Here is a 17,885-nt window from a genome sequence, read left to right on the forward strand (position 1 = left end):
GAAGGCCTTTCGTGTCCACACCTCGCGCCACCGCCGGCGCCCCGCAGAGCGGCGTGCCCGCAGCGCCCGACAATGCCGTCGCCACCGTCGCTCTGGCCGTCCTGGGCATCTTCGTCACCTACGTGCCGATCACCTCGGTCAGCGTCGCCCTCACCACCATCGGTCACGACACCGGCGCCTCGACGTCCGCGCTGCAGTGGGTCTCGGACGCCTACGTGATCCCGATGGCCGCAGCGGTGCTGTCCGCCGGCGTCTTCGGCGACATCTACGGCCGCCGCCGCGTCTACCTGCTCGGGATGCTGCTGACGATCCTCGGCGGGCTCACCGCCGCATCCTCGAGCGCCGGGCTCGACGACCACGCCCTGCAGCTGCTCTGGGCCGGTCAGGCGATCGCCGGCGTCGGGGCGGGCTTGTTGATCCCGACCACGCTGGCGCTCATCGCGCAGGCGGTGCCGGACGTCCGTGCCCGCGGGAGGTTCATCGGACTGTGGTCCATGGGCCTGGTGGCCGGCCTGGCTCTCGGGCCGATCTTCTCGGGCACGGTCCTCGAGGTCGCCGACTGGCCGTGGATCTACGCGCCCTCGACCGCGCTCGCGGTCCTCGCGACGCTGGTCGCGCTCCGGCTGCTGCCGGAGTCCGCCCCCGTGGAGGGACGACGCCTCGACTGGCCCGGCCAGCTCAGCGCCACCCTCGCCATCGCCTGCTCGATCTTCGGCATCATCGAGGGCGGCGAGAAGGGCTGGGGCTCGGCGGAGTCCGTGGCGGGCCTCGCGATCGGCGCCGTCGCGTTCGTGGTGTTCCTCGTCGTCGAGCGGCGCAGCGACGCCCCGCTGATGGACCTGGCCATCTTCCGCTCCCCCGCGTTCTCGGCCTCCGGCTTCGCCGGGCTGGTAGCGATGTTCTCCATCGTGGGCGGCATGTTCCTGCTCAGCCTCTTCCTCGGCTACGTGCAGGGCCTGGACGCGCTCCAGATCGGTCTGCGCCTGCTCTTCGCGACGGGGCTGGGCGTGCTGGTGGGGCCGCTGGCCGCGAGGCTGATGCAGCACGTCAAGTCCCTGCACGTGCTCACCCTGGGCCTGCTGTCCAGCGCGGCCGGCCTGGTGGCCTTGACCTCCATCACCGCCGAGACAGGCGCATGGGACCTCGGCTGGCGCCTGGCACTGTTCGGGTTCGGCAACACCACCATGATGACGGCGGTGACCACCGCGGCGATCAGCTCGGCACCGATCCGGATGGCGGGGATGGCGGTGGCCGTCAACACCGCCCTGCGACAGTACGGCGCCGCGCTCGGCCCGGCGATCCTCGGTGTCGTCTTCAGCCACCAACTGGCTGGCGGCGCAAGTGCCGAGGAGGCGTTCGGTGCCGCGCTGGTCACCAACGTGATGGTGCTGCTGCTCGCCGCGCTCGTGTGCGGCTACGTCGCCCGCCACGAGGAGCACCCCTCCCTCAGCCGCTGAGCGTGAGAGGCGCAGCCCGGATGGCCCCGGGGTGACGGCGAGAGCCCACGATCGTCGCCGGGGCTGAGCGCCGTGGAGTTTTGCAGTGTCGGTCGCGGGGCACGGTGCCGCGCATGGACCACGAGAGATCGGTCGAGCCGGAGGCTGCCCCCGAGACCCCCGCCCCCGCCGTCTCCGAGCCGGTTCGCCTGGCGTCGCCCCGAGCTGAGCGGCGGAACCTGTGGCCCGTGGTCGCCCTGCTGGCGGTACTGGTGGTCGGGCTCTCAGCCACGCTGGTCGTGGTGCGGCCCGGTGAGGACGACCGGCCCCGGGCCGAGATCGGCCAGCTCTTCGAGGTTCCGTTCGCGGAGGACGAGCTGTCGCACTACGGCCAGGTCTTGCTGCCGTGGGCGCGGACGAAGGTCGGGGCGGGGGCCCCGCGCGAGGAGCTGCCCGACCTGCTCGGGGAGCAGGCCAACGTGCGGGCGCCGGAGGGTGGCCGCTTCGTGCCGGTCGAGGTGAAGCTCGAGGAGGACTACGCCATCCCGCTGTCCTCGGTGGGTCGTCCCTACGTGCAGCAGACCGAGGTGGTCCTGCGCGCCGACGGACGCGACTACCCGCTGTCGGGCCGTGACGGACTCGTCCTGGACCCCGAGGGGCGCGGCCCGCAGGGAGGCGGGGTCTGGGTCGCCGTCGACGGCGACCCCACCGAGCTCGAGGTGCGTGTCACCGTCGACGGCGTGACCCAGGTGGTGCACGCCTCCGACGGGTCCGTGGAGGGTGGCCAGGCGGACCGGCTCGGCGAGCTCCCGTCCCCCGAGGAGCTCCTCGCGAGGGAAGCGACGCCGTGCGGCACGCCGAGGCGTCTCGACGACAGCGAGATCAGGGTCGGCTTCCTAGCCGGCCTGGAGTGCCGCGTCCAGCGCACCCTGCGCACGCCGTACGTCGACGGGTTGGGCTGGGCCGAGGAGGGCCGCGAGTTCCTGGTGGTGCACGTCGTCCGTCCCCGCCGCCTCTCCCTGGTCAGCGGACGCGGTGACGCCACGACCTCCTGGGATGCCGACGACCTGCAATTCTCAGCGCACCTCGGCAACGCCGAGCCACTCCGCCCAGCCGCGAACGTCAACGACCTCAACGCGGGGCGGCTGAGCATCTTGGACCCCGCTGACCCCGCCCAGTTCGTCTTCGACGTCGCGATGGGGAAGCCGACCCTCGACCTGCGGTTCGACTACCAGGGGCAGGCCGTGGACCGCGAACCGTTCGTCCGCGAGCGGCGGGAAGTGCACTTCCAGTGGACCGTCCCGGGTGGTGACCTGTGAAGACCACCCCCACCGCCCCCACCGCACCCACCGCCGATGCTCGTCGCAGCGGCCGCCTCCGCGCGCTGGCCCTGCCCCTGTCGGTGGCGCTCGCCGTGGCCGTCCTGGTCCTCAGCATCATGGTGTGGCACGTCGTCGCCGGCGGGCCGACGGTCGCGGCCGACGTGGGTGAGCAGGTCCCACTGCGCTCACCGGCCTACGGTCGCTCCGTGACGGTGAAGGTGCCCGGCAGCGAGGTCATGGTGCGGGTCGGCGCCCCCGTCGACACCCTCGGGCACGAGCTCCTGGAGGTCGAGTACGCAGACCCGGAGTGGGACGAGCAGCAGGACCTGGTCGCCCCCGAGGACGGCAGCCTGGTTCCCGTCAGCTGGAAGGTCCGTGGGCTCGGCGGGTTCGCCGTGGAGGGCGACCCGAAGCCGGTCGAGGTCCGCCTCGTCGTCGGCGAGCAGCGCGTCGACCTTGCCACGATCGTGCGCGGTGACCTCGACAGCAGCGCCGACGGCATCGCCCCGCCCTCGGTCGCCGTCGGCATCGAGGGGCGGCCCAGCGTCGAGGACCTCGCCGTCGAGGTCGAGTACGACGGCCTGACCCAGACCGCCGACGTCGAGTCGGGCGAGATCGAAGCCGGCGTCGCCGAGGCGCTGTACGACGAGAACCACACCTTCTCGACCGGCTGCGCCGACGCACCGAGTCCGTGCGCGTTCACCGCCGCGGACCCCGACTCACCGCTGCGACCACGACGGGCCGCCGTCACCGCCAGCGACCTCACCCTGTACCCCTACGACGCCGAGCTCGGGTGGGCCGACGAGGGCACGTCGTGGGCCAGTGTCCAGCTCCAGCTCTTCGGTGCGGACACCGTGGAGAACGCTGCCGGTGACGCGTGGTTCCCCACCCGGCTGAGCGCACCTGTGGTCACTCTCGACGGCGCCGAGCCCGCCCGTCGTGAGGGGCTCACGGCCTCGAGCCGCCACGTCGTGGGTCGGGCGGTCTTCGCGGTCGACACTGACGCGAAGCCACGCGAGCTCGTCGTGGAGCAGGTCCTCTCCTTCACCGCAGGCCCGCAGGACCTGCCGATGCGGGCCCGCCTGCCCCTGAGCGAGGCCGACTGATCGCTGCGGTCCGCAGGCGAAGGTGCGGCCGTGGGCCGGAGCTCTCGACGGACACGTCCGCTCCCTCGGCCTGGTGGCCCTGACCTCCATCACCGCCGAGACCGGCGTGTGGGACCTCGGCTGGCGCCTGGCACTGTTCGGGTTCGGCAACACCACCATGATGACGGCGGTGACCACCGCGGCGATCAGCTCGGCACCGATCCGGATGGCGGGGATGGCGGTGGCCGTCAACACCGCCCTGCGACAGTACGGCGCCGCGCTCGGCCCGGCGATCCTCGGTGTCGTCTTCAGCCACCAACTGGCTGGCGGCGCAAGTGCCGAGGAGGCGTTCGGTGCCGCGCTGGTCACCAACGTGATGCTGCTCCTCGCCGCGCTGGTGTGCGGCTACGTCGCCCGCCACGAGGAGCACCCCTCCCTCAGCCGCTGAGCGCTGCGGCGGTGCTGCTGGTGCGTCGCGGTCCCCGGAGCTGAGTACCGGCACTCTGTGCGTCGCCCCGGGTGCGGCAGGATCCTCTCCCTCATGATGAAACGCACCCTGATCGCCTCCGGCCTGCTCGCCCTCCTCTCCCCGCTGCTGGCCGGCTGCGCCGACCCGAGCCGCGCCGACGACGCCGAGGACCTGCGCTCACGCCTGGCCGACCTGCCCGGCGTGAGCGCCGCGACGCTGAAGTACGCCGACCCGGCCCTCCTGGACTCCGGCAAGGTCGGGCTCACCGTCCACATGGAGTCCACCGCGGACGCGGACGCCGTCGTGGAGGTGGTGACCACGGCGTACGACGCCTTCACCAACGCCCACCGGCGCGAGGAGGGCGACCTCGACGTGCTCCTCGGCGAGGACACCCTGCACCTGCGCAGCTTCTCCTCCGAGGCCGGGGTGGAGGCCGTGCGCGAGGCGACCGTGGCGGCCCTGCCGGCCCTTGACGCCGGGGTGGTGTGGGTGGACATCAACACCCAGGACCAGCCGAACCCGCCCCACGTGCACACCCAGATCGGGGTGACCGTCGACGCGTCGACGCCCGAGGGCCTGATCCTGCGGGTCCAGGACCTCGCCGCCGAGCACGGCGACATCCCGCACACCGGTTGGAGCGTGGGGACGGTGGAGGACGGCGGCTGGCGGCTGTCCTCGAGCGAGGGGCTGCCTGCTCCCGCTCAGCGCGCCCGGCTCCGTCAGCTCGCCAAGGACCTGCCCGAGGGCTCATCCATGTGGCTCGACGAGGACGATGCCGCCTCGGTCGACCTGCCGGCGGACCTCGCTCCGGAGGCCGTCTCCGACATCGCCGGCCGTCACCTGCGCCTGCTCGGAGCGGAGCGCGCCTGGTACGACGTGGTCCAGGGCGAGACGTTCCTGGCCAGCTTCGCGAAGGGCGAGTGCACCTTCGACACGGGTCCCGCAGGCGCGTTGCTCGAGCGGCAGCACGGGGAGGCGTGCACGTCGGTGACCCACCCCGACCCCGACTGAGCGCAGGCGGGGTCGGTCGCGCAGCGCAGGCCGCTATCCGGCGCGCCGGCGGAGCAGCTCCCTCAGCGACCGAAGAGGCGCGCGAACAGGCCGCTCCCGGCGGGGCGCCCCTCGCCGGCGGGGTGCCCGGGGCACCACTGGTCGCGGGGGACGCCTGCCTTGACGGAGGCGATGTGGTTGCCGCATCCGGCCCAGGTGGTCTTGCCGCAGATGCGGCAGGTGGTGGCTCGGCACATGGTGGATCTCTCTTTCGGTGGTGATCTCTGTGGTGATCGGTGTCAGGTCTGGCAGGTGGGGCGCTGGACTGTGCTCAGTCGTGGGCGAAGGTGATCTTCGGCAGGACCTTGCGCAGCCAGGCGGGGGCGTACCAGGCGGCCTTGCCGGTGAGGCGGAGCAGCACGGGCAGCAGCACGAGCCGCACGAGGAAGGCGTCGAGGAGCACGGCGAGGCCGAGGACGACGCCCATCTCCTTGGGCGGGATGGGCCCGGAGAGCGCGAACGTGAAGAACACCGCGACCATGACCGCCCCGGCGGCGAAGATGACTCGTCCGGACTGGGCCAGGGAGCCGACCATCGCTTCCTTCGGGTCCCCGCTGCGCTCGTAGTGCTCCTTGGCGGAGGCGAGCAGGAAGACCGTGTAGTCCATCGCGATCGCGAAGATCATCGCGAAGAAGAACACCGGGGCCCACGCGTCGAGGAAGCCCTGGGACTCGAAACCGAGCAGGTCGGCACCGAAGCCCTCCTGGAAGATCAGCCGCGCCACCCCGAACGCCGCGGCCGTGGACAGCAGGCTGGCCAGGGTGCCGAGGAGCGAGATCAGCGGGGCCTGCAGCGCGACGAGCAGGAGCAGGAAGCCGAGGACCAGCACGACGCCGATGACCAGCGGGGTGGACTCGTCCAGCTGCGCCTTGAGGTCGAGGTTCTCCACCGGGGCACCGCCGACGAGCGCGGAGTCGGGCAGGTCGCCACGAAGCCGGTCGACGGTCTCAGCCAGCGCCGGGTCGGACGGGTCGACGGTGGGCACGGCCTGGATCAGGACGAGGTCGCTGTCGTCGGCGGCCGGCATCGGCGCCATGGCGGCGGCGATGCCCTTCTCGGCGGCGAGGACGTCGGCCACGGAGCCGGCGTCGGCGGCGTCGGCGACGACCTGGAGGGTGCCCGGGGTGCCCTCGCCGAAGGCGTCCTGGACCTGGTCGTAGCCGATCCGGGCGGAGGCGTCCTCGGGCAGCACCTTGATCGAGGGCATCGCGGTCTGTAGCCCGAGGATGGGCGCCGCGAGGGCGAGCAGGACCACCACGGACCCCAGCCCCCACACGAGCGGGCGCTTCCAGAGCCGCTCACCCCAGGCGGCGAACTTCGGGGAGCGGTGCTCGGTGGTGCGCGCCCACGGCAGGGCGAGCTTGTTGATGCGCCCGTCGAGCTTGAACAGCACCAGGGGCAGCAGGGTCAGGGTCGCGGCGAGGACGAAGACGACCGAGAGCATGATGCCGCCGGCCATGGACCGGAACGACGGGGACGGCACGAGCATCACCGCGGACAGCGAGATCAGCACGGTCAGCCCGGAGAGCAGGACGGCCTTGCCGGCGGTGTCCATGGTCTGCGTGATCGCCCAGCGGCGGTGCTCCGGACCTGGTCGGGCGGCGCGGGCGGCCCGGTAGCGCACGACGAGGAAGAGCGCGTAGTCGATGCCCAGCGCGAGGGCGAACATCATCGCGAAGTTCATCGCCCAGATGGACACCGGCATGAGCTCGTTGATCAGCACCAGGGACCCGGCGGAGGCGAGGAGTCCGGCGAGGGTCAGGATCAGTGGGAGCCCGGCCGCGACGAGGGCACCGAAGGCCAGGACCAGGATGGCCAGGGTGACCGGCCAGGACATGAGCTCGGACTTGAGCATCGCATCCAGGTTGGCCTCGTTGAAGTCGCTCCACAGCAGCGAGGACCCGGTCGGGTTCACCTCGACGGTGTCGGTGGAGAGTGCGGCGACGTCGTCCTTGAGCTCGGTGGCGACGCGCACCATCTCGTTGGTGTCCGCGCCGGCTCCGCCCAGCACGATCGCGGTCGTGCCGTCCTGCGACAGCGTGGCCCCGGGCATCGGTGCGACGACGTCGGCGATGCGGGGCTCCGCCTCGAGGATGCGGGTCACCTCGGCGAGGACCTCCTTGCCCTCGCCCTCGGTGACGGGCCCGTCGGTGGAGCGGACGACGACCTGGATGGCCGAGGAGGCGTTGCCGCCGAAGTGGTCCATGGCGAGCTCGCGCGCGGTGACGGACTCCGAGCCGTTGGCCTGCCAGCCGGCTCCGGAGAGGTTCTTCTCGACCTGGGGCGCGAAGGCGCCGAGGCCCACGATGACCAGCAGCCACACGATGGTGACCAGCTTGGCGTGGCCGGTGACCCAGGTCCCGAGACGGCCCAGCGGGCCGGGCCGGTGGGCCGCCGGCGCGGAGCCTGACTTGCTACCGGACGCGGAGCCTGGTGCGGAGCCGGGCGTGGTGGTGGGGTGCATGGAACTTTCCGTTTCGTTGTGCAGGTGCTGGTGCGGGTGCTGGCGCTCAGGCCAGGGCGGGCAGGGCCGCGGCGCCGGTCCCGGCGGCGACGGTGAGCACGAGGAGGGTGAACGCGCCCTGGAGGCGGGCGGCGGGGATGCGCTGGGCAAGGCGGGCGCCGCCGAGTGCGGCGAGCGCGGCCGCGACGGTCAGGACGAGGACCGGCCCCCAGTCGGGTGTGACGCCGGTGCCGCCGCGGACCGCGAGCGCGGCGAGGCTGGTGACGGTGATGACGACCAGCGAGGTGCCGGCGGCGTACTCCATCGGGAGCGCCAGCGCGAGCAGCAGCGCAGGTACGACGAGGAACCCGCCGCCCACACCGAGGAACCCGGTCAGCAGTCCCACGGCGGTGGCGGTGAGCAGGACCTTCAACGCCCGGGGGCACTGGCAGGCGAACGTCGGGCTGAAGGTGATGATCGGGTCGTCCAGCCGCGGCCGGGCCGAGGACCGCGGGTCCGCGACCCCCGTACGGCGCTCGCGCCGGTGCCGCAGCTGGCGCCGCGCCATCACGCCGCCGACGACGAGCATCAGGACGGCGAACGCCGCCATCAGCACGTCCTCGGGGACCTTGCTGGAGGCCGCGGCCCCCACGGCGGCTCCCCCGACGGCGACGGCACCGAAAGCGAGGCCGCGGCCGAGCATCACGTGCCCGGCCCGGCGTGCCGCCAGGGCACCGGTCAGCGAGGAGACGGCCACGACCACCAGCGACCCGGTCGTCGCCTGCGCCGGCGACTGGCCGAGCAGGTAGACGAGCACCGGCACGGCGAGGATGGATCCGCCGCCGCCGAGCGCGCCGAGGGAGAGCCCGATCAGCGCGCCGGCCGCAGCGGCCAGCACGAGCATCACGCCAGGCCGACCTTCTCGGCGTGCTCGAAGGAGTCGTCGACGGCGACCAGGGTGTGGCCGGCCGCGGCGAGGAACGAGGCGGCGACCGAGGCGCGGTAGCCGCCGGCGCAGTGGACCCACACCTCACCGGCCGGCACCTCGGCGACGCGCCGGGGCAGCTCGTGCAGCGGGATGTTCAGGGCCCCGTCGATGGCGGTGTCCTGGTGCTCCTCGGTCCGGCGCACGTCGAGCACGACCACGTCGCGGTGGTGACGCACCTGGGCGAGGTCGGCGAAGGTGGCGGTCGCAAAGGAGCCGAGGTCGCCGGTGCTCCAGTCGCGCGGGTCGCCGGTCGCCTGCGCGGCGGGCCGGTCGATGCCGATGCGGACCAGCTCGCGCTGCGCCGCTGCCACGTCGTCGGCGCTCTCGCCGAGCAGGGTGATCGGGGTGCCCCACTCGATCAGCCAGCCGAGGTACGTCGCGAACGGTCCGTCCAGGCCGAAGTTCAGCGTCCCGGGAGCGTGCCCGGCGGCGAAGGCGGTGCGGGTGCGCAGGTCGACCACCCACTCGCCAGCCTCGATCCTGCGCCGCAGCTCGTCGGCGTCCGCCTCACGGACCGGCGAGAGGTCCGGGGCACTCGGGCCGGCGGCGTTGGCGGGCGCCATGTGGGCGTAGTACGCCGGCCAGGCACCGAGACCGTCGAGGAGCTCGCGGACGTAGGTCTCCTCGTCCTGGGTCAGCACCGGGTTCGACCGCTTCTCCTGCCCGATCGTCGAGGACGAGGACTGCGACTGGGTCGCGGAGCAGAACGAGCCGAACCCGTGGGTCGGGTACACGTCGGCCTCGTCGGGCAGCTCGGCGGCCAGGCGGTGCGCGGAGGCGTGCTGGTGGCGCACGAGCGCATCCGTGTGCTCCTCGCCGAGCAGGTCCGGGCGGCCGGTGGCGCCGTAGAGCAGGGACCCTCCGGTGAACACCGCGTAGGGCTCCTCCTCGCCGTTCTCCCCCGCGACAAGCGACAGGGCGTAGGAGAGGTGGGTGAACGTGTGGCCCGGCGTGGCGATGGCGCGGAGGCGCATGGTGGGGCCGATCGCCAGCGTCTCGCCGTCGGTGATCGGGGTGCGGTCGAACGACACCTCGTCGGCGGCGTTGACCACGTACGCGGCGCCGGTGGCCTGGGCGAGGGCGTAGCCGCCGGTGACGTAGTCGTTGTGGATGTGGGTCTCGAAGACGTGGGTCAGGCGCACGCCGTCGGCGGCGAGCACGTCGAGCACGCGGTCGATGTCGCGCTGCGGGTCGACGACGAACGCGCGCTCGCCGTCGTGGACGAGGTAGGTCCGGTCCCCCAGGGACGGGGTCTCCAGGGTGCGGACGGTCACGGCGGGCCGGGGCGTGCGCGGCGCGCCCGGCGTCTCGAGCGGCGTCTCGACCGGCCGGCCCGACCGCGTCCAGGCGCTGGTGCCGCCGGTGACGTTGGCGGCGGCGTAGCCGGCCGCCACCACGACGGGGACCATGGCGCCGCTCCGGTTGCCGGAGGCGCACACGACGTGGACCGGCACCGCCGGGTCGAGCTCGGCGAGCCGGCGGGGCAGCTCGGACATCGGGATGTTCACCGCGCCCGGCACGTGTCCCTCGCGGAACTCGCGACGCTCGCGGACGTCGAGCACGGTCTCGCCCCGCTCCATCGCGGCCGCGAGCTGGTCGACGCTGGTCTCACGCATGTGTTCGCTCCTCTTCGTGTGGGCTCTTCACCCGACCATGAACCCCCCGGGGGGATGTTCGGAGTTAAACACAACCCCCCGGGGGGTTGTACATTCGAGACATGACACGGCATGCGGCAGCGTGGACACACCACCGCGTGGCGACCACCCGCAGCGCATTGGAGAACGACTGATGGACCTCGAGCCCACCGAGATCAAGGCGATCATCACGCGCATGAAGCGCGCCAACGGCCACCTGGCCTCCGTCATCCGGATGATGGAGGAGGGCTCGGACTGCGAGTCCGTCCTGACCCAGCTCGCCGCCGTCAACAAGGCGCTCTCCCGCGCCGGCTACGCGATCGTCGCCACCGGCCTTCAGCAGTGCCTGACCGCCTCCGAGGACGGTCTCGACGGGGTCGACGTGCAGAAGATGGAGAAGCTCTTCCTCGCCCTCGCCTGACCTTCCGGGACGCTCCGTCCCGTCGGCGTGGGCGCCCTGGACCTCGATCTTGCTGGCCATGCCCCGACCGTCGCTCTACGGTCGGGGCATGGCCGCACCAGCAACCGACCCCGAGCGCGTCTACGCGATCGCCACGGCCAACCGGTTGCTGACCGCCGACCTGCTCGAGAACCTCACACCGGAGCAGTGGCGTACGCCGTCGCTCTGCGAGGGCTGGACCGTGCAAGAGGTGGCCGCCCACCTCGTGCCCCCGGCGGAGGACTACTCCCTCCGTTGGCTGGCGAAGGCGCTCCTGAAGTACCGCTTCGACCTGGCCCGGATGGTCGACGAGACGACCCGGGAGGCGGCTCGGCAGCCCACGGCCGAGATCGTGGCCGTGCTGCGGGACCGTGCCGACCGCCGGCTGGACCCGCCGGTCACCCATGCGCTCGGTCCGATGACCGACACCTGCATCCACCTGCGTGACATCGCCCGCCCCCTCGGCCTCGACGTGGATCCCGGTCCGGAGTCGTGGCGCCCGGCGCTCGACTTCCTCGTCTCGCGCCCGGCGGTGCGGGGCTTCGTCCCGCGCGACCGGCTGCCCAGGCTCCGGTTCGAGACGACCGACCAGGCGTGGGCCCACGGCGAGGGACCGCTGGTGCGTGGTCCCAGCGAGGCGGTGGCCCTGGTGATGGCGGGACGCTCCGTGGCCCTGGCCGACGTGGACGGAGACGGCGTCGCCGAGCTCTCCCACCGCCTGGGAGCAGGTTGAGCCTGGCTACTCATTCGCACCCAGACCGAAAAATGATTCGGTCCGGCTCAACCATCTGGCCGCCCGATCGCGTCCACCCCACGACAGGGATCATCGCCCGGAAGCAGGATGCAGTGGACTCAGACTTCGGCTCGTTCTACGAGAGCGAGGCACCCTCGGTCGAGCGGCTCGCCCTCGCCCTGACCGGGGACCGACACGAAGCGGAGAGAGGCTCCTGGCGGCATTGCGCGCCCTGCCGGTCCGGCAGCGCCAAGCGGTCGTGCTGCGGTACCTCGAAGACCTGTCGACAGCAGAGACGGCCGGCCTCATGGGTTGCACCCAGGGGACGGTCAAGCGGGCCGCTCACGACAGCCTCCGCGCCCTGAGATCGACCTTGACCGAGCACGCGAAGAGGTGATGGAAGTGAACGACAGCCACGCTCCCACGACCGACGAAGAGTTCGTCGACCACATCCGCAGGACCTACCGCGCACTGGATGTCCAGCCCGGGGGCATCGACACCGTTCACGTCCTTGCTGGGGCGAGACATCGTCGCCTCCGCTCCGGGGGTGCCGTTCTGGCTGCAGCAGCTGCGGTCATCGTTTTGGCCCTTGCGGTGGCACAGCCGTGGACCGGCACCCCAGACTCATCTGCAGAACTCCCCGTTGCCGATGGTCCGGTGGAGGTGCTCAAGGGTGGCATGGCGTCCGAGGCATGGCCCTCGTGGACCTGGAACGAGTGGGCAGCGTGGTCCGACGTCGTGGTCCTCGCGGACGTGACTTCAGAGTCCGAGGAAGGTACCTACTCCGCCGCTGACGGGTCAGGTGAGAGCACGATCGGGCGCAAGGTGACGGTCAAGGTCGGCGACGTGCTGTGGGCTCGCGACTCCGCATTCGCGGTCGGCGACAGGGTGGATGTGTCCGCAGCGGGGTGGGTTGACCGTCCCGGCGAGAAGCGCGTCCGGATCGCCCTGGAGACGGCCCCGCGTCTGGAGGTGGGCAGGACCTACGTGCTGGCGCTCCGCAGTGCCGGCGGCTGTGATGCTGACACGGGCGGTAGCGAGGGCTGGTCGGTACTGGGCAGCTCCGCAGCTTGGCCGGTCTCCGGCTCTACGATCGGGACGGGAGAGTCCGAGGGAAGAACTGTGGTCGGCGACCCGACCCAGGCCGTGCCTGGCTCCTTCGAGAGGGAGATGATGGGTCGAACGATTGCCGACCTTCGCGCGAAGATGGCGGACTCCCCCCCGGCCGCGCGGCGGGGCTGCGAGTAGCAGCTTCCGTCGCACATGGCACCCCGGAGCGCCTTCACTGCCGGAGCGGCGTCCCCTGCCCTCGCCTTCCGACCATGCTCATAGCGCTGGACTTCACCGCGGTTCGCTCATCGATCGACGCTGGACCCGCATCCGGTTCCGACGGTTATTTCGATGGAACCCTCCCGCGTCTTGGCTGCTGATGCGGAATCCGGCGAGAGGGCCGCCATCGGGCGAGTCGTTCATGGCGAGGCTGACGTAGGTCAGCTGAAGCGCGTAGAGCGCGAACTGTGCCGGGTCGATCAGATGACGGTTCGTGAGATCAGAGACGACCCCTTGGGAAATGCCACCACGGCGGAAGATGCTCATGCGCAACGACGAAGGGTCGCCGTGGAAAAGGGGTCCGATGCACGGATAGGTGACATCTGATCTGTGTCGATGTGTCGGCGCTGGAAGGATGTGCACTATGCCGAAGGCGTTCCCCAAGGAGTTCCGTGAGGACGTGGTCCGGGTCTACCGCGACCCTCGGGGCTCTGTCCCACGTGACCCCACAGCTGAGTTCGGCGCAGGCACCTACCCCGGCGAAGGGGCTTCGTGAGCTCACGGGATCACCACTGTTCGGAGCCGGTTGGGTTCTAACTGCACCAGCAGCTACGTGCCCTCGGCACGCGATCACTCCAACCCGCCACCGGTCTGTCATCCGATCGCTAGCGTTAGACTCCGGCTTGGGATCGGCCACCGAATCTGCCTTGCAACCACATCCATGTTGTTCCGAGGGCTATTTCGATGGAACCTCCGATCCCCCGCCTCCGTAGCTCAGCTGGATAGAGCAGCGGCCTTCTAATCCGCCGGTCGCAGGTTCGAATCCTGCCGGGGGCGCCACCGAGCACGGCCCGACGTCCGCAGTCCCCGCGGCGGCGTACGAGCCGTGGCCCGGTATGGCGGCGTCCGCCCGGGTACCGCGAGAGCATGCCGAGCTCCGTGATCACCACCGTCGCCGACGCCGCCGGACGCACGCTCGCCGCCATGACCAGCGGGATCGCTGCGCTGCGGTCGGCCGACAAGCCCCTGCATCCCGAGGGCGAGATGCGGGCCGGCACGCTCGTGCGGACGGGTGCGGTGGAGCTGACCGGGGCCTCCTGGCTCGACGACCTGGGCCAGGACGACGTGCTGGTGCGCGTCTCGCACGCGATCGGCCTGCCGGGACCGGTGCCGGACATCGAAGGACTGGCGCTGCGGATCCCCTCCGCCGGCGACGATGACCGGTACGGCGACGTCCTGCTCGCCACCACCGGCTGGAACCCGCTGATGCGGCACGTGCTGGTGCCGGCGTGGAGCCGTGAGCAGACCTTCACCACCCTGCTCCCCTACCGCACGCTCACCGGTCCCGTCGTGCTCGGCGCACGCCCCCTGGGGCCGGACGACTTCGAGCTCAGCTGGGCCCGACTGGGCAAGGACTGGCAGGCCTTCGGCGCACTGCACCTGGCCGAGCGCCTGCCCGAGCAGACCGAAGTCTCCTTCGACCCGGTCCTGCACGTCCCCGACGGGCTGGAGCAGTACCCGTGGGTGGAGCGGCTGCGTGAGCGCTCCTACGCCACCGCGCGGCGCGCACGCCGCGAACCGATGGCCTGACCGCCCGCTTCGCGCCCACCCCTCAGCGACGATCCCTCAGCCGGACGGGGCGGCGTAGGCGTCGATCTCGGCGAGCAGCCGGCTCCTGACGTCGTCGGGGGCGAAGGAGGCATCGACCGCGGCCCGGGACAGCGCCACCAGGCCGGCGGCGTCGAGCCCGAGGAGGTCGGCGGCGATCTCGTACTCGGCGTTCAGCGAGGTGCCGAACATCGACGGATCGTCGGAGTTGATCGTGACCACGGCCCCGGCCGCCACCATCTGCGGCAGCGGGTGCTCGGCCAACGAGGTCACCGCCTTCGTGGCCACGTTCGACGACGGGCACACCTCCAGCGGGATCCGGTGCTCGACCAGGTGGGCCAGCAGGGCGGGGTCCTGGACCGCGGAGGTGCCGTGCCCGATCCGCTCGGCCCCCAGGTCGCGCAGCGAGGTCCAGATGGTCTGGGGCCCGGTGGTCTCGCCGGCGTGCGGCACCGAGCGCAGCCCGGCCGCGCGGGCGGCGGCGAAGTGCGGCACGAACTGGCCGCGCGGCACCCCGATCTCCGGTCCGCCGAGGCCGAACCCGACCAGCCCGTCGGGGGCGTGGTCGAGCGCGAACCCCAGCGTGGCGTCCGCCGCCGGGATCCCGGACTCGCCGGGGATGTCGTAGATCCAGCGCAGCACGATGCCCAGGTCGCGCTCCGCGGCCACCCGGGCGTCCTCGATCGCCTCCGTGTAGGCCTCGATCGGCATGCCCCGGTCGGGCTCGTGCGGCAGCACCGAGGTGTACGGCGTGCAGGTCAGCTCGGCGTACCGCACGTTCTGCCCCTGCGCCAGCTCCCGGGCCACCTCGTAGGTCAGGAACCGCACGTCGGCGGGGGTGCGGACCAGGTCGACGACGGCGAGGTAGACCTCGATGAAGTGCGCGAAGTCGCGGAAGGCGAAGAACTCGCGCAGCCGCTCGGGGTCCGCGGGCACGACACCGGGGTGGCGGGCGGCGAGCTCGGCCACCATCCGGGGCGAGGCGGAGCCGACGTGGTGCACGTGCAGCTCCGCCTTCGGCAGGCCGGCGACGAACTCCGACAGGTGGGTCCCGTCGCCGGCTGCGTCGCTCACCGGGTCAGCTCACCGCGGCGATCAGGTTGTCCGCGAGCTCGTCCACGGTCCGGCCGTCCTCGAAGACCTTGCCGTCGACCAGGATCGTGGGCGTGCCGGACACGCCGCTCTTGCGGGCGTCGGCGCTGGCCTTGGTGACCCAGTCCTTGTGCGAGAGGTTCTCGATGCCCGGACGCACGTCCTCCTCGGCGGCGCCGGCCTTCACGGCGAGCTTGACCAGGTCGTCGTCGCTCAGGGCGTCGGGGTTCTTCTCCGAGGGCTGGTTGGCGAAGAGCAGCTCGTGCATCTTCTGGGCGACCTGGGGCCCGGACTTCTCCAGCACCACCGCGAACGCGTTGGTGGCGCGGATCGGGTAGTCGCCGTACGCCTGGCTCAGCAGGTCGAACGGGCGGTACTCGACGCGGACCTTGCCCTCGGCGGCCAGCTTGGCGAGGTCCTCGCCGGTGGCCCGCTCGAGCTCCCCGCAGAAGGGGCAGAGGAAGTCCTCGTAGACGACGACGGAGTGCGGGGCGTCCTCCTCGCCGATGACCAGGCCGAACTCGCTCGACTGGCTCGCGGCGTCGGACAGCTTCGCGTCATCGTTGCTCTTCGTCACCATGCTGATGGCGACCGCGCCGCCCACGATGAGCACCATCGCCGCGATCACGCCGCCGATGGTGAGCAGGCGGCGGCGTCGCTCCTTGCGGGCCTGCTCGGCGCGGGCCGCAGCGGCCTTCTGCGCACGAACGGTCGGCTTGGGGGACTTCGACGTCATCAGATCTCAGCTCCTTCGGGGGCGCGCTCCGGCGGCGCCTGGGGGAACAAAATGGAATCCAGGGCGAGGGCGGTACGGCGCAGCCACACCACCAGGCAGGAGGCCACCAGCAGCACCGCGTCGCGGGCGATCTCCCAGGGATAGTCGGACGTCGCGCCGGCCTTCGCCCCGCCGCCGCCGAAGCAGCCGCAGTCGATCTCGATCCCCCGCGCCCACACCGACGCGATGCCGACGATGAAGGCGCCGAAGAGCACTGCAGAGATCACGGCGGCGCCACGGGTGAGCACACCCAGCACCAGCGCCAGACCGACGGCGAGCTCGATGGCGGGCAGGACCAGGCCGACGACCTCGGCCGTCGACGCGGGCAGCAGCTGGTAGGCGCGGACCGCAGCGATGCTGGCGTCCGGCTCGGTGATCTTCAGGGCACCGGCGGCGATCCACACGCCTCCGGCGACGAGGCGGGCGACCAGCCCGGCCCACTGCCACCCTGCCCATGCCCCGTTCACGGCCTTGAGGCTAACCGGAAGCACTGAGCGGCTGCTGAGAACCGGGTACGTCGTACCCACGGCGTAGTGTGCTCCCTCGTGAACGAACGACTCGTCTGGATCGACTGCGAGATGACAGGGCTCGACCTTGGTCGCGACGCCCTGATCGAGATCGCTGCCCTGGTGACCGACTTCGACCTCAACGTGCTGGGTGAGGGCGTCGACGTGATCATCAAGCCGCCGGCGGAGTCGCTGGAGCAGATGATCGACTTCGTCCGCAACATGCACACGAGCTCCGGGCTGCTGGAGGCGCTCGACTCGGGCGTGACGTTGCACGAGGCCGAGGAGCAGGTGATGGCCTACCTGCGCGAGCACTGCACGCCGGACAGCAGGCCTGCGCTGGCCGGCAACTCGGTGGGCACCGACCGGGGCTTCGTCGCCCGCGACATGCCCGAGCTCGACGGCTTCCTGCACTACCGGATCGTCGACGTCTCCTCGATCAAGGAGCTGGCGAAGCGCTGGTTCCCCCGCGCCTACTACAACGCCCCGGTCAAGCGCGGCAACCACCGGGCCCTGGCCGACATCCAGGAGAGCATCGAGGAGCTGCGCTACTACCGTGACACGGTCTTCGCCCCCCTGCCGGGCCCGGACACCGACACGGCCCGCGCCGTGGCGGCACGGCACGCCGGCGCGGTGACCGGTCTGGGCCCGAACGGCCCGGAGGGCACCGCCGCGGACGCCGACAACGCCGGAACCGGCGCCGATTCCTAGATCTGCGGCCGGTACGTCTACACTCGTCTCCGCCTGAACCGGCCGATGGTCGAGTCAGCATGGTGGGTATAGCTCAGCTGGTAGAGCGCCGCGTTGTGGTCGCGGATGTCGCGGGTTCAAGTCCCGTTACTCACCCAGAGTGCCGAAAAGGCACAGCGAGCCCCTGACCTGGAAGAACAAGGTCAGGGGCTCGCCCCATTTGCGCACCCACCGCCCGCTGCCCCCTCATTGGGGGGCCGCCCGGGCCATGATCGGACGCCGTCCTGCCGGCGCGCCGCGGGACGTCATGCGGACAGGGCAACCGTTGGTCCCCTCCGTATGACGT

General features: G+C 71.7%; 19 protein-coding genes and 2 tRNA genes. 13 read left to right on the top strand and 8 right to left on the bottom strand.

Features of this window, described 5'->3' with window-relative positions; genetic code table 11:
• Positions 1–11: 11 nt before the first annotated feature.
• The 5 genes from KG111_RS12965 (at position 12) to KG111_RS12985 (ending at position 5,323) form a co-directional block, all read left to right on the top strand.
• Positions 12–1,457, top strand: coding sequence for an MFS transporter (locus KG111_RS12965; protein ID WP_205292044.1), 1,446 nt, complete (start codon positions 12–14; stop codon positions 1,455–1,457).
• A 113-nt stretch (positions 1,458–1,570) separates the two neighbouring features.
• On the top strand, positions 1,571–2,755 hold the full coding sequence (locus KG111_RS12970; RefSeq protein WP_205292045.1) for a hypothetical protein: 1,185 nt from the start codon (positions 1,571–1,573) through the stop codon (positions 2,753–2,755).
• Positions 2,752–3,864: a hypothetical protein gene (locus KG111_RS12975; RefSeq protein ID WP_205292046.1), complete on the top strand. Its 1,113-nt coding sequence runs from the start codon at positions 2,752–2,754 to the stop codon at positions 3,862–3,864. The genes KG111_RS12970 and KG111_RS12975 overlap by 4 nt, the downstream gene beginning before the upstream one ends.
• 73 nt (positions 3,865–3,937) lie before the next feature.
• Positions 3,938–4,291, top strand: a complete 354-nt coding sequence (locus KG111_RS12980) for an MFS transporter (RefSeq protein ID WP_205292047.1) — start codon at positions 3,938–3,940, stop codon at positions 4,289–4,291.
• Positions 4,292–4,384: 93 nt separating this feature from the next.
• On the top strand, positions 4,385–5,323 hold the full coding sequence (locus tag KG111_RS12985) for a hypothetical protein (protein ID WP_205292048.1): 939 nt from the start codon (positions 4,385–4,387) through the stop codon (positions 5,321–5,323).
• Positions 5,324–5,385: 62 nt separating this feature from the next.
• On the opposite strand, the gene KG111_RS12990 is transcribed toward KG111_RS12985, so the two are convergent.
• The 4 genes from KG111_RS12990 to KG111_RS13005 all read right to left on the bottom strand — a co-directional run bounded on the left by KG111_RS12990 (position 5,386) and on the right by KG111_RS13005 (position 10,409).
• A complete protein-coding gene (locus KG111_RS12990; protein WP_205292049.1) occupies positions 5,386–5,559 on the bottom strand; it encodes a DUF8730 family Cys-rich protein in 174 nt (57 codons plus the stop codon).
• A 74-nt stretch (positions 5,560–5,633) separates the two neighbouring features.
• On the bottom strand, positions 5,634–7,826 hold the full coding sequence (locus KG111_RS12995; protein WP_205292050.1) for an MMPL family transporter: 2,193 nt from the start codon (positions 7,824–7,826) through the stop codon (positions 5,634–5,636).
• Positions 7,827–7,872: 46 nt separating this feature from the next.
• Positions 7,873–8,709: a sulfite exporter TauE/SafE family protein gene (locus KG111_RS13000; protein ID WP_240195917.1), complete on the bottom strand. Its 837-nt coding sequence runs from the start codon at positions 8,707–8,709 to the stop codon at positions 7,873–7,875.
• Positions 8,709–10,409, bottom strand: coding sequence for a rhodanese-like domain-containing protein (locus KG111_RS13005; RefSeq protein WP_240195893.1), 1,701 nt, complete (start codon positions 10,407–10,409; stop codon positions 8,709–8,711). Before KG111_RS13005 ends, KG111_RS13000 begins: the two co-directional genes overlap by 1 nt.
• A 172-nt stretch (positions 10,410–10,581) precedes the next feature.
• On the opposite strand from KG111_RS13005, the gene KG111_RS13010 reads away from it, so the two are divergent.
• From KG111_RS13010 to KG111_RS13025, 4 genes are all read left to right on the top strand, one after another.
• Complete coding sequence (locus KG111_RS13010) at positions 10,582–10,848, top strand: metal-sensitive transcriptional regulator (protein WP_205292052.1); 267 nt, start codon at positions 10,582–10,584, stop codon at positions 10,846–10,848.
• Positions 10,849–10,936: 88 nt separating this feature from the next.
• On the top strand, positions 10,937–11,599 hold the full coding sequence (locus tag KG111_RS13015) for a maleylpyruvate isomerase family mycothiol-dependent enzyme (protein WP_205292053.1): 663 nt from the start codon (positions 10,937–10,939) through the stop codon (positions 11,597–11,599).
• Positions 11,600–11,813: 214 nt separating this feature from the next.
• Positions 11,814–11,996, top strand: coding sequence for a sigma factor-like helix-turn-helix DNA-binding protein (locus tag KG111_RS18330; protein WP_307820552.1), 183 nt, complete (start codon positions 11,814–11,816; stop codon positions 11,994–11,996).
• A gap of 5 nt (positions 11,997–12,001) precedes the next feature.
• Positions 12,002–12,847 carry a hypothetical protein gene (locus KG111_RS13025; RefSeq protein ID WP_205292054.1) on the top strand — a complete coding sequence of 282 codons (846 nt, stop codon included), beginning with the start codon at positions 12,002–12,004 and terminating at the stop codon, positions 12,845–12,847.
• Between the two features lie 93 nt (positions 12,848–12,940).
• On the opposite strand, the gene KG111_RS13030 is transcribed toward KG111_RS13025, so the two are convergent.
• Positions 12,941–13,195 (bottom strand): hypothetical protein, encoded by a 255-nt coding sequence (locus KG111_RS13030; protein WP_205292055.1) that lies wholly within the window; start codon positions 13,193–13,195, stop codon positions 12,941–12,943.
• 436 nt (positions 13,196–13,631) lie between these two features.
• On the opposite strand from KG111_RS13030, the gene KG111_RS13035 reads away from it, so the two are divergent.
• Positions 13,632–13,708: transfer RNA gene (locus KG111_RS13035), tRNA-Arg, on the top strand.
• Between the two features lie 87 nt (positions 13,709–13,795).
• Positions 13,796–14,458 carry a hypothetical protein gene (locus KG111_RS13040; protein WP_205292056.1) on the top strand — a complete coding sequence of 221 codons (663 nt, stop codon included), beginning with the start codon at positions 13,796–13,798 and terminating at the stop codon, positions 14,456–14,458.
• 36 nt (positions 14,459–14,494) lie between these two features.
• Here KG111_RS13040 and KG111_RS13045 read toward each other — a convergent pair whose 3' ends face one another.
• Genes KG111_RS13045 through KG111_RS13055 form a run of 3 tightly spaced genes read right to left on the bottom strand, consistent with a single transcriptional unit; the run spans position 14,495 to position 16,810 of the window.
• The gene (locus KG111_RS13045) at positions 14,495–15,550 is read right to left on the bottom strand and encodes an adenosine deaminase (protein WP_249666129.1); all 1,056 of its coding nucleotides are present in this window, start codon (positions 15,548–15,550) and stop codon (positions 14,495–14,497) included.
• Positions 15,551–15,554: 4 nt separating this feature from the next.
• Positions 15,555–16,304 carry a DsbA family protein gene (locus tag KG111_RS13050; protein ID WP_205292057.1) on the bottom strand — a complete coding sequence of 250 codons (750 nt, stop codon included), beginning with the start codon at positions 16,302–16,304 and terminating at the stop codon, positions 15,555–15,557.
• Positions 16,304–16,810 carry a MauE/DoxX family redox-associated membrane protein gene (locus KG111_RS13055; RefSeq protein ID WP_205292058.1) on the bottom strand — a complete coding sequence of 169 codons (507 nt, stop codon included), beginning with the start codon at positions 16,808–16,810 and terminating at the stop codon, positions 16,304–16,306. The genes KG111_RS13050 and KG111_RS13055 overlap by 1 nt, the downstream gene beginning before the upstream one ends.
• 78 nt (positions 16,811–16,888) lie before the next feature.
• Between KG111_RS13055 and orn the strand changes: the two genes are divergently transcribed.
• Positions 16,889–17,560, top strand: a complete 672-nt coding sequence (gene orn / locus KG111_RS13060; protein WP_205292059.1) for an oligoribonuclease — start codon at positions 16,889–16,891, stop codon at positions 17,558–17,560.
• Positions 17,561–17,622: 62 nt separating this feature from the next.
• Positions 17,623–17,695 (top strand) — tRNA-His (locus KG111_RS13065).
• Positions 17,696–17,885 lie beyond the last annotated feature (190 nt).

The organism is Nocardioides faecalis, assembly GCF_018388425.1.
Lineage (GTDB): Bacteria > Actinomycetota > Actinomycetes > Propionibacteriales > Nocardioidaceae > Nocardioides > Nocardioides faecalis.